The following is a 15,312-nucleotide window of genomic DNA, read 5'->3' as shown; positions in this document are numbered from 1 at the left end:
GTTAAAATCAACATTAATTCTGCATTAAAATGAAATGTAACGTAAAGGATTTACTAGTCCCACTTTTTGCCCTTGCCAAGATGTGTTATGCATTTCAAAATGTAAGTGGCTACCAGTTGAACGGCCAGTAGAACCCATATAACCAATTACTTGTCCTTTTTTAACAGATTGTCCAACACTTGTATTATAACCGCTTAAATGCCCGTATACGGTTGTCCAAATGTGCCCGTCAATTGAGTGAGTAATCATTATTACATTCCCATAAGTAGATAATGGGCTTGCGCGGAAGACAACGCCATCTGCAGCAGCAACGATTGGTGTACCTTGTACATTTGCAATATCTGTTCCGTAGTGGACTTCAGCACCTGCACCAATATCACGGACACCAGAGTTAGAAGTTATAGTGCCAGTTGTTGGTCTAGTCCAAGTACCGCTTGATACATTAGGTGAAATTGCTGGTTCACTGTGCTTGGAAACCGAAGCTGTTTTTGCAATACTTGGATTTTTTACATGTGAATTTGTTTGTCGGGCTGATTTAACTTGACGATCTCTTTCAGCCTCTTGACGGGCTTTTGCAGCTTCTTGACGAGCTCTTTCAGCTTCCTGACGAGCTACTTTTGCTAAACGTGCTTGTTCTTTTACGATACTTGCTTGTACTTTCTTGCTAATTGTTAGTGCCTCTGAATATTCCTTTTCAGCTAACCGTTTACCAGCTAATAATTTAGCTTGTTCTGCTTCTAAACGATCTATCACTTTATTTTTATTTTTCTTTTGACTTTCTAATGAATTCCGTAATGCTTTTAATTGATCGCGATTATTTTGTTGTTCAACAAGTTTTTGTTTGAGTTCTTTTTTTTGTTCTTCAAGTTTCTTTTTATCATTTTTTTGTTCATTTATAATATCACGATCAGCGGCTACTAATGTATTGACAGCTGAAATTCTGTCTATAAAGTCAACAAAACTATCAGAACCTAGTAATACATCTACGTAACTAACAGAGCCACCATTTTCTTGAATAGAGCGAGCTCTATCCTTCAATAAAGCATCACGTTCTTTTATGTTTTTTTCTAATTTTGTAATTGATGCATTTAGTTTTTCTATGTAACTTGTTGTAGATTCAATTTCTGCGAGGACTTTATTGATTTTTTGGTCCATATTATTTATTTTTGAATTTAGCTTGTTAATCTGGTTCATGAATACAGCAATTTTAGATTTAGTTTGATTTATTTTTGAAGATTTTCGTTTAATATTTGAAGATAAGTCTGATTTTTTTTGATTTAATTCTTGTTGTTGTGTTTTTAAATCATTGAACGATTCCGCGCTAGCGCTAACCGATGGAATTGCTACAGTTAATGCTAATGTTGCTGCAATAATTTTGTTCAAATTTTGTGATTGTGCTTTCAATTAGTAACCCACCTCTAGTTAATAAATTAAATAATAAACTGATTATTCGACATTAAGATTCCAAGATGTATTCAATTATTGTGTTCCATAGATGTAAAGCAACAATGTTGCTTTTTTATCTCTATTAATAAATATCTATTTACCCACATCAAAAAACCAAGAATATAGTCTACTCTCGTTGGGCATTTCGAAATTTAATGCTTTATCTACAACGATCTCATCCTGTTATTCTTAACTTGTAATCAGTACTACCAATTTTCACCTCTATTTCTCTGATCTTTTTTTTCAATAAATCAATTATATCTGTTATATTCCATTTCTTTCATTACAGTTTTATTTAAATATATGGTCAGATCAACCCTTAAATTGTATTATCTGTCATATAAGAATGCTGAATTAAAGATTTTCTTCATCAATTTATATTTTTATGTAGAAAGTGATAGAAGGTAAAGTAGAAATAAAGGAACCTAATTTTTTTGAGAAGAGGATAGAAATCTAAGGGCTGAGGTGGAAAATGAAGAAAGTTTAGGTTTATTTGCTTTATTAATTATTGTTTTAGCAATGATTATTACACGAATTCCGTAAAACAAAATCCTTTCCTAAGGATATTTTAAGTGAGGTTTATTTTAATAAAGTTCAAGCAAAATAACTATATGATACGCAAACAGATAGGAGAATAGAGATTGATGAAAGTGAATCGAACTCTATTATAAAAATTTTAAAAAGAGTAGAACTAAAGAGAGTTCTTAAGAATCCTAAAACAACCGATACTTATATGGTATTTGTCGAAAAGGGTGGCAGTTAATTCCAGTTTTATGTGTCAGACAACGGGTTTTGTATGGCTTGTTGCAGAACCGAGGGAATATTATAAATTTGTTGAAGAAAAATTCTTAATGATTTATTATCCCGTATATAGAAGCAAGACCCACAACCGTAGAATGAAAGCAAGAAAGACCAAACCCTAATTGGATCTGGTCTTTCTTAATTAGTTTTCTCTTTTTTGTTGTTGATTTGTATGGATTGCTAATAAACGCTGTTTTAAATCTTCTTCCATTCGGGCAATTTCAATTTCGGCTGCTTTCCGTTTTTGGCGTCCGTCCTGTTGGATTTGCAGAGTTTCTTCTATAGTGGAGATAAGATTTTCTTGTGTTTTCTTGAGTGTATCGATTTCAACTAATCCACGTTCGTTTTCTTTGGCTGTTTCGATAGTGTTTATTTTTAGCATTTCAGAATTTTTAAGTAGCAGATCGTTAGTTGTTTTCGTTACTTCTTTTTGTGCTTCCACAGCTTTGCGTTGGTTATTAAGCGTTAAAGCGATGGCTATTTGATTTTTCCATAACGGGATTGCCGTCATAATGGATGATTGTATTTTTTCAGCAAGGGTTTGGTTTGTTTGCTGAATCATTCTGATCTGAGGCGCAGTTTGAATAGTGATTTGGCGTGACAGTTGCAAATCATAAATTCTTTTTTCAAGACGATCTACAAATTGAGTGAGATCGTTGTATTCTTGTACATCCATTTGGTCTTGTGAATTTTCAGCTTTTTGTCTTAATTGTGGAAGAAGGTCAGTCATAATTTCTTCTTTTTTAAGTTCAGCAGCTGCAATATAAACATTCAGTGCTGTAAAATAGGTTTTGTTTTGCTCATATAATCCGTCAAGCATATGAACATCTTCCACTAAACCAGCCTTAGAATGTTCGAGTTGAATGCCTATGCGATCGATTTGCGTGCTCAGTTTTTGATATTTTGTCATGAGTTCTTGAATCGAGTGCGAAACGCGACTAAAAAATTTTCTGAGGCCTGTTTTCTTTTCTTGGTGCAAAGCTTCAGGCTCTAATTCATTTAGTTTATCCATTAAACTTTTCAAAACATCTCCGACAGGACCTATATCTTTTCCTTGTACATGATCAAGCATTTGATGAGAGAAACGCGACAATTCAGTTTGTGCGTTAGCCCCATAAGTTAAAATCGCTTCATAATTTCCAACTGGAATTTGTTCGGCTAGTTGCTTTGCTTTTTCTTGCTCTTCTTTTGGCAATGTATCGAGCATTGTCTTTTTAGTTTCATTTGAAATTGCCTTTGTTTGTGCGGACTCTGGCTGCAAATCAAAGGGATTGCTAAGTAAATCATCTATTGAATGTGAAGTATTGGAAGGTGAATCCTTCATGCTAATTCTCCTCTCGATGCATCAATTTTTCTTTTGGCATTGTGTTCAGTTTTGCAAAATCTAGCTCCATTTTGAGCTCTTCAATATCGGATGCCAGAACTGTCTGTAAATCCTCTTGCATCACGTTATTCAAGCTTTCTAATGTATCTCGTGTCTCTTGTAATGTTAAATGTACATCTGCACTTTTGATTGGCTGTGTGGAGAGAAGAGCATACTTTTCTGTTAATTCGCTTGCAGAGTGAATATGTGCATAGAAAAATTGTTCTGCTTGGTAAAACTTCCTTGGGTTTTTGCGTACTATATTAATGATTCTTTTTGCCATCCGATTCATTTCTAACAATTGCTTAAATATAGAAATGGATCGAATCTTTGTATAACAGCGATTAATATTTCGAAGCTCAGTGTTCGCTTCACTCAATTGCATTTCGATATGTTTATATTCAGAATGGGTAAGACCCCATTTTTTTAGAAATCGAAACTGCTGTACATATTTTATTACAACATTTGATACCCCATAACCAACGACCCCTAACAACGTACTGATTCCAAAATTCACGTCAAACCATAAGCTAATTGACCATGTTGCAACCATCACGAGGATATTAAGTATATGTCGAATTGTTATTTGTTTAAAGTTAAGCATTATTTTATCTCCTCCTGCCATAATATTAAATACGAATGATTGATTAGAAAGTTTCATTATTCACCGAAGGATTTGTTTTATAATTTATTTGTTTCTATTATTTTAATCTATTCGTTGCTTAAATGCGAAAGGGAACGCTTAGGCAAATATTTTGGCAACCAACGATTCACGTAATACAATGAAATATATTCCTAAGGAAGAGAATATAACTTTTTAGACTACTGTTATGTATACGAACTGTTAAAAAGTAAAAATGAAGGATTGACAAGCATGTACAAGGTTATTTATATGAAAGCAGATTATGAACCATGGTGGCAATTTGATGGTTGGGAGCAAACAATACAATCAGTAAAAGAGTTTGATGATTTAGCAGAGGCCAAGAAATATTTGGAAAAAATATTAACAAATTTTGAGAATAAATTTCCATTTAAAGCGATGAAAAAAGAGCGTTTTTGGGCATTTTGGTCAGAAGATGAAATTGAATTTTGCGAGGCCTGTGATGAAGATATCCAGACGTACCACGGGGTCGTGTGGGAAGAAATAGGGCAACACACTAAAAAGTTATAAACTTTTTGAAAAATCACCAAAATTGTTGACATTGGAAATTAACGTGTTATACTTAATTTAACAAATGAAATTGATTTACCGCAAACTTCCATTCACATATTACAAAAAGTGATCGGCTTGTCTCGGTACTTTCTGTAATATGTGAATTTTTGTTTTAGGTAATGATTTTTATTTGTTCACTTTATTTTTGGAGGTTTTCTCACATGAAACAAGGTACAGTAAAATGGTTTAACTCAGAAAAAGGCTTCGGTTTTATCGAAGTAGATGGCGAAAATGATGTTTTCGTACACTTCTCAGCTATCCAAGGTGATGGCTTCAAAACACTTGACGAAGGTCAAAAAGTAGAATTTGAAGTTGTTGAAGGCAACCGCGGACCACAAGCTGCAAATGTTGTAAAACTTTAATTCACAACTAACAGGGGTAACTTGCTTACCCCTTTCCTTTAAATAGATAGTTTTATATTTATATATTACAAAGAGTAGCTTATAAAAGATGCTTTTTGTAATATGTAAAATTTTAATTTCGATTGAAACTTGCGTATTAAATTTATTTTTGGAGGTTTTCTCACATGAAACAAGGTACAGTAAAATGGTTTAACTCAGAAAAAGGCTTCGGTTTCTTAGAAGTTCAAGGTGAAGATGACGTATTCGTACACTTCTCAGCAATTCAAGGCGAAGGCTTCAAAACTCTTGAAGAAGGCCAAAAAGTAGAATTCGAAGTTGTTGAAGGCAACCGCGGACCACAAGCTGCAAACGTTGTAAAACTTTAATTCTTTCAAAAGCATCCTTTATGGATGCTTTTTTTATGTAGTTTTTAATAGAAACAGAAGAGAGAGTAGTAAAGTACAAAAACCACAATAAAAAGTGTGTTCATTTAAGAACACACTTTTTATTTAATCTAATTTATTTGCTTCTTTCCATTCAAGGAATTCATCATACGAAAGTTGTTTATCTAAAATAGAGCCATCTTGACGAATTTCGATAACACGATTTGCAATCGTTTGGATAAATTGATGGTCATGAGAAGTGAAAATCATAGCACCTTTAAAGTTGATCAATCCTTCATTTAACGCTTGAATGGATTCAAGGTCCAAATGGTTAGTTGGTTCATCTAATAAAAGTACGTTGGAATGAGAAAGCATCATTTTAGAAAGCATACAACGAACTTTCTCGCCACCTGAAAGAACAGCAGGGGATTTCTTTACTTCTTCTCCAGAGAAGAGCATACGTCCTAAGAAGCCACGTAGAAATGTTTCTGTTTCGTCTTCAGGTGAAAATTGACGTAACCAATCAACCAATGTTTTTTCATTACCTTGGAAGAAATCTTCATTATCAAGCGGGAAGTAGCTTTGAGAAGTAGTTACACCCCATTTGAATGATCCTTCGTAGTTTTCGTCTTCTCCAGCAAGAATTTTAAGAAGTGCTGTTTTTGCAAGAGCATCGCCGATTAAGATAATTTTATCTTCTTTATTCATTGAGAAACGTACATCTTTAAATTGTACTTCATCCTCAATTGATTTACCTAGGCCTTCAACAGTTAATACATCATTTCCAATTTCGCGTTCCACTTGGAAGTTGATATACGGATATTTTCGGCTAGATGGTTTGATATCATCCAGTTGAATTTTTTCAAGCATTTTCTTACGGGAAGTAGCTTGTTTTGATTTGGATGCATTCGCAGAGAAACGTGCAACGAATTCTTGGAGCTCTTTTATTTTTTCTTCTTTTTTCTTGTTTTGATCATTTAGCATTCTTTGAGCAAGTTGGCTTGATTCATACCAGAAATCATAGTTCCCAACATAAATTTGGATTTTGCTATAATCCAAATCAGCAATATGCGTACATACTTTATTCAAGAAATGACGGTCATGGGAAACAACGATTACTGTATTTTCAAAGTTGATAAGGAACTCCTCTAACCATTGAATAGCTTTTAAATCAAGATGGTTTGTCGGCTCATCCAATAGAAGAACATCGGGTTTACCAAATAGGGCTTGCGCTAACAAAACTTTTACTTTTTCGGATCCTGTTAAATCACGCATTGTCATATAATGCATCGATTCAGGAACACCTAATCCTTGTAAAAGAATAGCTGCATCAGACTCAGCTTCCCAGCCGTTCATATCTGCAAATTCACCTTCTAATTCAGCGGCACGAATACCGTCTTCATCTGTAAAAGGATCTTTCATATAGATGGCATTCTTCTCTTGCATCACATCATATAATCGTTTGTGACCCATCATTACTGTTTCTAAAACTTGGTAGTCCTCATATTCAAAGTGGTTTTGTTTTAAAACAGCAAGACGTTCATCAGGATTCATGCTGACATGGCCATCTTGTGGTTCAATATCACCTGATAATATTTTTAAAAATGTTGATTTACCTGCACCATTGGCACCGATTAAACCGTAGCAATTTCCTGGTGTAAATTTAATATTTACATCCTCAAACAATTTACGGTCGCCATAGCGAAGTCCTACGTTACTTACTTGAATCATGTATGTAAGTACCTCCTTATTCACAATGTATCTATTATATCACGGAAAATAAGAAAGCCAAACCCTCAAGTAAAAACTGCTGATTCAGAATCTAATGCATTCGGTCGAGATAGGGAAAAGTAGCTAATTAGTAAAAACAAGCTTCTAAATTTCTTTCGTAGTTAATTCATAGGAAATAGAAAGGAACGTAAATTTTAGTTTATTCTGTTGATAAATATTAATTATAGACTTAAATAAGTAGGGGGAAATTAATATATGAGAAATAAGAGCAAAGTTGTTTGAAATGATGGGAGTAGGGGAGTTTGAAATAAGAACAGCTTTACCAGAAGATATGGAGAAATTAATAATCTATACAAAATATAAGCTGAATTTCAAAATGAAATTATAGGATTTTAGACTTTCATAATGCCAAAACAGCATCAAGGTTCGGTACTATATAAAATTTTGGCAATATTCAAGAAGGTAGTAAAAAGAAAGCAATGAAGAAATTTGATGGTAGCTATCACGATTTAATATTGATGTCACTTTTTGTGTATTAGAATTACTAAGACTAACTAATTTTAACAAGTTCATTGCTGTAGAAGATTCCTAATTGTTACCTCTTTAATCTTCTCTTTAACAAATCGCTTCTAAAACTACTCATTTTAAAAATACAAAAAAGAAGAGAGTAGTCTACTCTCTTCGAAAAACTTATTTTTTCATTGAACCTGTTTTTTCTAGACGTTCATACATTTCAAATGCCCGACTTAAAATATGGGGTGTTTGTGCATTGCCAGTTGCTTCAACAGCTGCATTATAATATTCCCATAATTGTTCTTTAAAGTCAGGATGTACGCAGTTATTAATAATTAGCGGTACACGTTCTTTTGGTGCTAATCCACGAAGATCTGCAACACCTTGTTCTGTAACAAGTACATCAACATCATGTTCTGTATGATCTACATGCGTAACCATTGGCACGATAGAAGAAATGCTTCCACCTTTAGCATAAGATTTTGTTATAAAGATACCTAGGCGCGCGTTACGAGCGAAATCGCCTGAACCGCCAATTCCGTTCATCATTTTGCTACCTGATACATGTGTAGAGTTAACGTTTCCATAAATATCAGCTTCTAGGGCAGTATTGATTGAAATAAGGCCTAAACGACGGATTAATTCAGGTTGGTTTGAAATTTCTTGTGGACGTAATACTAATTTATCTGCATATTTGTCAAGGTTACCGTATACTTCTTTTCCTTTTTCAGCGGAAAGAGTAATAGAAGTTGCTGAAGCAAAATCTACTTTACCAGCATCAATCAGGTTGAATACAGCATCTTGCAATACTTCCGAATAAACTTCTAAATGTTCAAATTCAGATTCTTTGAAGCCATCTAGAACAGCATTTGCGACAGATCCTATACCTGATTGGATTGGTGCTAAAGTATTTGTTAAACGGCCAGCTTTAATCTCAGAACGTAAGAAATCTAAAATATGGTTAGCCATAATTTGTGTTTCTTCGTCTGGTGGAACAATTGTAGATGGTGCATCGAGGTTTTCAGAGATTACAATTGCTTTTACTTTAGATGGATCGAGCTTAATGCCTTTCACACCTAGGCGGTCAGAAGTTTTTGTCAATGGGATTGGTTCACGGTTGCCTTGTTCTCCTGGTACATAAATATCATGCACACCAATTAAAGATTCGGGCTGTGCTACATTCAGTTCAATAATAATATTTTCAGCAACTTCCGCAAGAATAGGATTGTTACCGACAGAAGTAGTAGGGATTAAATAGCCATCCTCTGTGATTGCAGTAGCCTCAATAATAGCATATTTGAAAGTACCAAAAATATTTTGACGATATTGCTCAGCGCCATGAGATAAGTGCATATCAGCAAAAAGAATTTCACCATTGTTGATTAAAGTTCGAATACCCTTATCCGCTTGGAATGGGCCGCGTTTGCGAATCCCACCAGCTATAGCTAAGTCGTGGTCAACTTCTGGTCCCAATGAAGCGCCAGTGTATACATCAATTTTGAATTTCTCATTTTTAGCGCGTTCAACTAAGGCAGCTGGCACTACTTTCGCATCACCTGCACGAGTAAAACCGCTCATGCCTACTACATCGCCATCTGAAATGAGAGCAGCAGCTTCTTTTGCTGACATAACTTTGCCAGCTAATTCTTTCATTCCAATACGATTTTCAAATGTTGCTTCCATTTTTCATTACCTCCTAAGTGTATTGTTCTTCCAACTTGTTATGATAATATATTAATTCAAGTTGAGTTTGAATGCTAATATGATATATATGAGTCTATGTAAATTGAAATGTAGGCTGAATCATTTATAACATTCTGAACAATAAATGAAATCGGTTTCTGTATATATTTTTACATATGCTAATCTTTTTATCCACTATTTTTTTCTAAAATTTTTTTAGACAATAAAAATTATTTATAAAATTCAGTTATTTAAATTCATTTAATCATCTTTTTTTCTTTTAAATTTGCATTTTAATTTCCAATTTTATAATCCCAAAAAAAGAATAAAACCTTTGTAAATAAAGAGATTAAACTAATAAATGATATTAGAATAATGGAATAAATTTATTATTTATTTAAAAAAGGTATTTATTACAAAATGTGAATTTTAAAGTAATATATTTTATACTATATTAATTTGATTGATTTAGAAGATTAAAGTGCTATTTAGAATTTTGTTGCAAATAATAGAAAATTCATGGAAATTAGAAGCTTATATTTGAGCGTGCTATCGAAAGGCGTCTAAAATTAGCAAATGATTAGATTTATATTAAATTATATTAAAATTATTTTTGAAAATATTTTTCTGGGTGACATGAAATTTTAGAAATAGATTATTTTGATGAGTTTTTAATTTTTAAGTGTAAAAAAATTAAAGCCCTCCTTAAACATTCGAAATGCTAAAGAGGGCAAGATGATATAGGATTATTTATCGTTCTGAATTAGCTTTTAATACAGCTTGTAAAAAATCAATGCCTAATTCTGAAAGGTCACAGCCAGAGGCATTTGGATGGCCACCGCCTTGATAAGCTTTGGCGATGTTTGAAAGATTGACTTTATTGCCGATTGAACGTAAAGATACCCGATTTTTAACAAGGCTGATGATAAAAACAGCATCAATTTCTTCGCAATATTTTTCTGCCAAAAAGTTTCCTAATTCACTATAATAGGAATCCGTTTCCACAACCCCAATATTTAGTGTTCCTTCATGGCCTTTCAAATTATACTCTTTTACGATCACCATTTGTTTTGACTTTTTCTTCAAAACTTTTTGAAGCTCTTCCTTAGAAAATTCTAAATAAGCTGAGTCCTCAGGTGTAAACAATTCGCCGTGTATAATATAATCTAAACGGGCTTTAATAAATTCGTGTCTCCGCCTTGCGTAAAAAATTGTATTTAAGTCTGCTGCTTCTTGTATTGATAAAATATGCCAGTCCCATGTATCATATAAACGGATTTTTTCAACTAATTGAACTAACCGGTTATAGTATGTTTCTTTTTCTTTAACGGTATATTCATTAGTAGTAATTGAGCTTTCAAGAGATTCATCTTCTTCCATTTGAAGGAGAGGAGATACTTCATAATCCGCTTGGTGTAAGGCCTTGAAAATGAGAGTAGTAGCAGACATTTTTACATCATTTAATGTAGGGATTACCGAAGCCCATTCATAATCATTTAAAGCAATAGCTGATTGGTGATGATCAATTAACACAATATAACGTCCGTCTGGATGTTTGTTTATTTGATCAATCATTTTCGCGGTTTCATCATTTACGCTAAGGTCTGTAATAATCAGTAATTCCTGATCATTCAGTTCATTTAATTTAGCTTGTACAGTTTCATCAACTTTTCGGGTTTCTACATAATAAGGGGTATGTGGGATTCCATAGGCACGGAGGACAATGGATGGACCTACTCCATCTAAATCTGTATGAGTGATAAGATGAATATGTTCATAATTATGCAGTTTTTTAGGCAATTTTTTAAAATTCAATACTTTTCACGCCTTTCTTTCAAAACATAGCTCTCATTATAGCATTATTTGAAGCAGAAAAAAAAGTCGGTCATTCTCTAAAAGAATGACCGATCGTCTTTTACTTGAAAGCTGAAATTTCGGTAATTGTTTTTCCGTTTGCTACCTCTTTTATAAGACCAATATTAGGAGCATAGTAAGAATAATTTTTTCCTTTTCCGTTTTTCACCATAACTACGTGTTTGAAGTTGCCGGCTTTCGTTTTAACTGTTTGGTTGGTACCAAGAACTTTCATCACTTGGCCATCGGAACCTTGCCATGTTTGTTGTTTTTTTATAGGGTATTTAATGGCTAAAGTTGCAATACCATCCTCTTTGTAACCTGTAAATAGCCCTTTTGTTGTTTCATATTCCATCATGCCATAGTTGTCCGGTTCAGCTTTATGTAGCCAAAAGTTTGTAACTGTACGATTGTCGGCATACGCTTTTTGGAATGTTGATTTATGTGTTTCTTTGAATTCCGACCCTTTATTAAAAGGTGTTCGATATTCATATGTCTTGTTAATATTGCGTGCATAGTGCGTATTTTTATGGGGAGCTAATGAATCGAGATCACTTGTTTTAACATAGCCTTTACCAAAATAAAGAGAAACCTTTGTCCATCCTTTTTTTGATCCTTGTAATACCGCAATACCTTGCCCTTTTTTTAATTTTTGAATGACAGAGCTGTTGGCTGAAGGTTTCTCGTATATCTTTGTATTTGTTGTTGCTAATTTAAACGATTTGAGAGAAGCGGTTGTATATGGATTCTGGGTTGTTTTAGAGACCGCAGATGCATTGGATTGTGCTGGCTGTGCTGCAATAGAATATGTCCCGAATGTAAATGTAGAGAATAGAGCCATCGATAGTAGTAATTTTCTTTTCATGTTCATTCCTCCTCAATCATCTATATGTATTCATTCTACAAATAATGACGTAAGATTTAGGTTAATACTTTTCTATAACCTATTGAGAAGTTTCTAAACGTAAAATTAAAGGATTTCTCGGATTAAGAGAGAATAAATAGGGGAAGTCTTATAAAATGCTGACTATGTAACTAAAATAAGAAAGGCCTACATTTAAGTAGAACCTTTCTGTGTGTTTATTCGTTTATATAGGGGGATTACCAGTTGGATTTAATAAATTCATCTCGACCCGATTCAGCGCGATCTTGTTGATAATGATCTGGATTCTTTTTATAAAAATCTTGGTGGTAATCTTCAGCAGGATAGAATGTCTCAGCTGCCTTTATTTCAGTAACAATAGGTTTTTGGAAGCGGCCGCTGTTTGCTAAATCAATTTTTGATTTTTCGGCTGATTCTTTATGTTCTGGCTTATGATAAAAGATTGCTGTACGGTAACTGCTTCCGCGATCTTGAAATTGGCCTCCATCATCAGTGGGATCAATCTGTTGCCAATAAATTTCAAGTAATTTTTCATACGGGAAGATGCTTTCGTCAAATACAATTTGTACAACTTCTAGATGACCAGAAGTGCCTTTTTTTACGTCCTCGTATGTTGGATTTTCTAAATGGCCGCCCATATAGCCTGAAACAACACTTTCTATGCCATCCCATTCAACAAAAGGTTTTACCATACACCAGAAACAACCCCCAGCAAAAGTTGCAGTGGAAAGGTTTGTATGTGTCATAATTGTGGCCCCCTATAATAATAGTATTCATACTTGATTGTTTTCTATCTTTAGTATGTAGTTAATATAATAACTTTTTCAAAAGTAAGTAGCAATGAAAGGAGAAGCGTTATGAAAGAAACAAGACATAAGCACATACGCAAGAAACGGAAATTAAGAAAAGGTAGAGTCTTTTTCTTACTTATCGTTGTAGTGTTCATAGCAGCAGGAGCATTTGCGTTTACTCAATATAAAGCAGGATTGAATTTAGCGAAAACATCAGGGGATATGCAGAAAATCGCTAAATTTAACGGAGATCCACAAACTAAAAAAAATGTAGAAAATATTTTATTGCTTGGCGTGGACTCAAGAGGCGAGGCTAACTCAAGAACCGATTCAATGATATTGGTTTCAGTGAATAAAGATACAAACAAAATTAAAATGGTCTCATTTATGCGTGATATATATGCAAGCATTCCAGGATATCAATCGTACAAGTTAAATACAGCATACTATCTAGGAAAAGTAGACTTATTAAAAAAGACGATTCAAAATATGTTCGATGTAGAGATTAACCATTATGCATTAATTGACTTTAAAAGTTTTGAAAAGTTAGTGGATATAGTCGCTCCGAATGGTGTAAATGTATATGTTGATCATGATATGTCTGAAAACATTGGTGTTTCATTGAAGAAAGGTGAACAAACGTTAAATGGTAAGGAATTGCTAGGGTTTTCTCGTTTCCGCCATGATAATAAAGGTGATTTCGGTCGTGTTGATCGCCAGCAAAAAGCTTTAGAAGCACTAAAAAAAGAAGCAATGTCACCAAGAAACTTTAAAAATTACCCAAAACTATTAGGCGCTATTCAAGGATATGTGCAGTCAGATTTAACAGATCAGCAAGAACTTGCATTAATGCTTTCTATCATAAAAGGAGGCAATCCAGATATTACGCGATTGACTATTCCAGTGCAGCATAGTTATGAGTATGGATATTATCCTCAAGCAGGCTCAGTCCTCAATATTAATATTGAGCAAAACCAGCAAGCCTTAGATAAATTTCTTGATTCTTAGTAATTAGAAAGGGTTATAATGGTTGTAGACATTGTAAGCTCGCAAAGAGGGGGATCTTGATTGCAGACAGAGAAAAAATCATTTTTTACCACTCGCTTCATCCAATTTATGGGTGGTAAAAATTTGTTATTTGGTTTGATTACTTTATTATTAGCAGGATGTATTATTTGGATTTATGATAGAATATCCTTCATCTTTTATCCGATCGTTGTTTTTCTAAGAACAGTCGTCCTGCCGGTTATATTAGCGGTGATTGCTTACTATTTATTGAGGCCGATTCTTAAAATTCTTATAAAGTGGAAGGTTCCAAAAGTGGGCGGTATCTTCTTGATTTATATTGTAGGAATTGGATTAATTTCTCTCTTTGTAACGCTCATCTTTCCATTTTTAAAAGAACAATTTATGAATTTGATTCAAGAATTCCCAAGCTACTTTATGCAGGTAGTACATTCTGTACAACACCTTTTGGAAGACTCAAGATTAAGTGAAACACTTGCAAAATATAATTTTGATTTGAATTCTGTGTTGAATAATATCTCGAATCAGCTCAATGAAATGGTAAAAGATGCGAGTAGTGAGATTGGGACAGGTCTAGCTAGCGGCGTCACCGGATTTATTTCAACCTTAACAGGAATTATCTTGGCAATTGTTACTGTTCCATTTATTTTGTTCTATCTTTTAAAGGATGGCGAAAATCTACCGAATTATCTATTGAAGCTTTTGCCTCCACGCATGAGAAAAGATACTGCTCATGTTTTGCACGAAGCTGACCATCAAATTAGTAGCTATATACAAGGACAAATCCTAGTGGCCATTTGCATCGGTATAATGGTGACAATTGGATTTCTAATCATTGGCTTACCGTATGCTGTTATATTAGGGGTATTAGCGATGATGACAAGCGTAGTGCCATATTTAGGTCCTGTTATTGCCATTACGCCTGCAGCAATCATTGCAGTCGTCAACGCTCCTATCATGTTACTGAAGTTGGCTGTTGTATGGACAATTGTCCAATTAGTGGAAGGTAAATTTATTTCACCTCAAATAATGGGGAAATCCCTACATGTGCATCCAATAACAATTATCTTTGTATTACTGACATCTGGATCGCTATTTGGCGTACCAGGAGTGGTTTTGGGAATCCCAGGGTATGCAGTCCTTAAGGTACTCGTATCGCATCTATTCTATCTATTCAAAAGACGTTACAATAAATATAACGATCAGCCTTCACTGAATTATGAACTGGATGATTGGGCAAAACTTAGAGAAGAAGAGAAATGAAGTGAAAAATAAAAACATCCT

Annotated in this window: 13 protein-coding genes; 5 read left to right on the top strand and 8 right to left on the bottom strand. The window is 33.9% G+C overall.

The window, feature by feature from the left end:
* Window positions 1-24: 24 nt before the first annotated feature.
* From F0527_RS08415 to F0527_RS08405, 3 genes are all read right to left on the bottom strand, one after another.
* Window positions 25-1,404: a murein hydrolase activator EnvC family protein gene (locus F0527_RS08415; RefSeq protein WP_150284489.1), complete on the bottom strand. Its 1,380-nt coding sequence runs from the start codon at window positions 1,402-1,404 to the stop codon at window positions 25-27.
* A gap of 985 nt (window positions 1,405-2,389) precedes the next feature.
* Window positions 2,390-3,571, bottom strand: a complete 1,182-nt coding sequence (locus F0527_RS08410; protein WP_150284488.1) for a toxic anion resistance protein — start codon at window positions 3,569-3,571, stop codon at window positions 2,390-2,392.
* 1 nt (window position 3,572) lies between these two features.
* Complete coding sequence (locus F0527_RS08405) at window positions 3,573-4,214, bottom strand: 5-bromo-4-chloroindolyl phosphate hydrolysis family protein (RefSeq protein ID WP_190323416.1); 642 nt, start codon at window positions 4,212-4,214, stop codon at window positions 3,573-3,575.
* Between the two features lie 270 nt (window positions 4,215-4,484).
* Here F0527_RS08405 and F0527_RS08400 point away from each other — a divergent pair, with 270 nt between their 5' ends.
* The 3 genes from F0527_RS08400 (at window position 4,485) to F0527_RS08390 (ending at window position 5,550) form a co-directional block, all read left to right on the top strand.
* Window positions 4,485-4,781 (top strand): DUF1033 family protein, encoded by a 297-nt coding sequence (locus F0527_RS08400; protein ID WP_150284486.1) that lies wholly within the window; start codon window positions 4,485-4,487, stop codon window positions 4,779-4,781.
* Window positions 4,782-4,984: 203 nt separating this feature from the next.
* On the top strand, window positions 4,985-5,185 hold the full coding sequence (locus F0527_RS08395) for a cold-shock protein (protein WP_066787385.1): 201 nt from the start codon (window positions 4,985-4,987) through the stop codon (window positions 5,183-5,185).
* Window positions 5,186-5,349: 164 nt separating this feature from the next.
* Window positions 5,350-5,550: a cold-shock protein gene (locus F0527_RS08390; RefSeq protein WP_066787382.1), complete on the top strand. Its 201-nt coding sequence runs from the start codon at window positions 5,350-5,352 to the stop codon at window positions 5,548-5,550.
* Between the two features lie 123 nt (window positions 5,551-5,673).
* Here F0527_RS08390 and F0527_RS08385 read toward each other — a convergent pair whose 3' ends face one another.
* From F0527_RS08385 to msrA, 5 genes are all read right to left on the bottom strand, one after another.
* Window positions 5,674-7,278 carry an ABC-F family ATP-binding cassette domain-containing protein gene (locus F0527_RS08385; protein ID WP_066787380.1) on the bottom strand — a complete coding sequence of 535 codons (1,605 nt, stop codon included), beginning with the start codon at window positions 7,276-7,278 and terminating at the stop codon, window positions 5,674-5,676.
* Window positions 7,279-7,968: 690 nt separating this feature from the next.
* Entirely contained in the window at window positions 7,969-9,474 is a 1,506-nt protein-coding gene (locus tag F0527_RS08380) for a succinyl-CoA:acetate CoA-transferase ScpC (protein WP_147193386.1), read from the bottom strand.
* A 750-nt stretch (window positions 9,475-10,224) separates the two neighbouring features.
* Window positions 10,225-11,289 (bottom strand): DHH family phosphoesterase, encoded by a 1,065-nt coding sequence (locus F0527_RS08375; protein WP_150284485.1) that lies wholly within the window; start codon window positions 11,287-11,289, stop codon window positions 10,225-10,227.
* Between the two features lie 100 nt (window positions 11,290-11,389).
* Window positions 11,390-12,193 carry an SH3 domain-containing protein gene (locus F0527_RS08370; protein WP_190323415.1) on the bottom strand — a complete coding sequence of 268 codons (804 nt, stop codon included), beginning with the start codon at window positions 12,191-12,193 and terminating at the stop codon, window positions 11,390-11,392.
* A 236-nt stretch (window positions 12,194-12,429) separates the two neighbouring features.
* The gene (msrA, locus tag F0527_RS08365) at window positions 12,430-12,957 is read right to left on the bottom strand and encodes a peptide-methionine (S)-S-oxide reductase MsrA (RefSeq protein ID WP_150284483.1); all 528 of its coding nucleotides are present in this window, start codon (window positions 12,955-12,957) and stop codon (window positions 12,430-12,432) included.
* A gap of 111 nt (window positions 12,958-13,068) precedes the next feature.
* On the opposite strand from msrA, the gene F0527_RS08360 reads away from it, so the two are divergent.
* Together F0527_RS08360 and F0527_RS08355 are read left to right on the top strand one after the other, a co-directional pair.
* Entirely contained in the window at window positions 13,069-14,010 is a 942-nt protein-coding gene (locus F0527_RS08360) for an LCP family protein (RefSeq protein ID WP_150284482.1), read from the top strand.
* A 60-nt stretch (window positions 14,011-14,070) separates the two neighbouring features.
* Complete coding sequence (locus F0527_RS08355; protein ID WP_066787364.1) at window positions 14,071-15,291, top strand: AI-2E family transporter; 1,221 nt, start codon at window positions 14,071-14,073, stop codon at window positions 15,289-15,291.
* The last annotated feature ends 21 nt before the right edge of the window (window positions 15,292-15,312 follow it).

The organism is Rummeliibacillus sp. TYF-LIM-RU47 (assembly GCF_008638315.1).
Taxonomy (GTDB): Bacteria; Bacillota; Bacilli; order Bacillales_A; family Planococcaceae; genus Rummeliibacillus; species Rummeliibacillus stabekisii.
This window is presented reverse-complemented; position numbering and strand designations above follow the sequence as displayed.

Excerpts from the sequence above, each read along its gene's own strand:
- F0527_RS08410 (WP_150284488.1), bottom strand. The coding sequence starts at position 3,571 with ATGAAGGATTCACCTTCCAATACTTCACATTCAATAGATGATTTACTT.
- F0527_RS08405 (WP_190323416.1), bottom strand. The coding sequence starts at position 4,214 with ATGCTTAACTTTAAACAAATAACAATTCGACATATACTTAATATCCTC.
- F0527_RS08400 (WP_150284486.1), top strand. The coding sequence starts at position 4,485 with ATGTACAAGGTTATTTATATGAAAGCAGATTATGAACCATGGTGGCAA.
- F0527_RS08395 (WP_066787385.1), top strand. The coding sequence starts at position 4,985 with ATGAAACAAGGTACAGTAAAATGGTTTAACTCAGAAAAAGGCTTCGGT.
- F0527_RS08390 (WP_066787382.1), top strand. The coding sequence starts at position 5,350 with ATGAAACAAGGTACAGTAAAATGGTTTAACTCAGAAAAAGGCTTCGGT.
- F0527_RS08385 (WP_066787380.1), bottom strand. The coding sequence starts at position 7,278 with ATGATTCAAGTAAGTAACGTAGGACTTCGCTATGGCGACCGTAAATTG.
- F0527_RS08380 (WP_147193386.1), bottom strand. The coding sequence starts at position 9,474 with ATGGAAGCAACATTTGAAAATCGTATTGGAATGAAAGAATTAGCTGGC.
- F0527_RS08370 (WP_190323415.1), bottom strand. The coding sequence starts at position 12,193 with ATGAAAAGAAAATTACTACTATCGATGGCTCTATTCTCTACATTTACA.
- msrA (WP_150284483.1), bottom strand. The coding sequence starts at position 12,957 with ATGACACATACAAACCTTTCCACTGCAACTTTTGCTGGGGGTTGTTTC.
- F0527_RS08360 (WP_150284482.1), top strand. The coding sequence starts at position 13,069 with ATGAAAGAAACAAGACATAAGCACATACGCAAGAAACGGAAATTAAGA.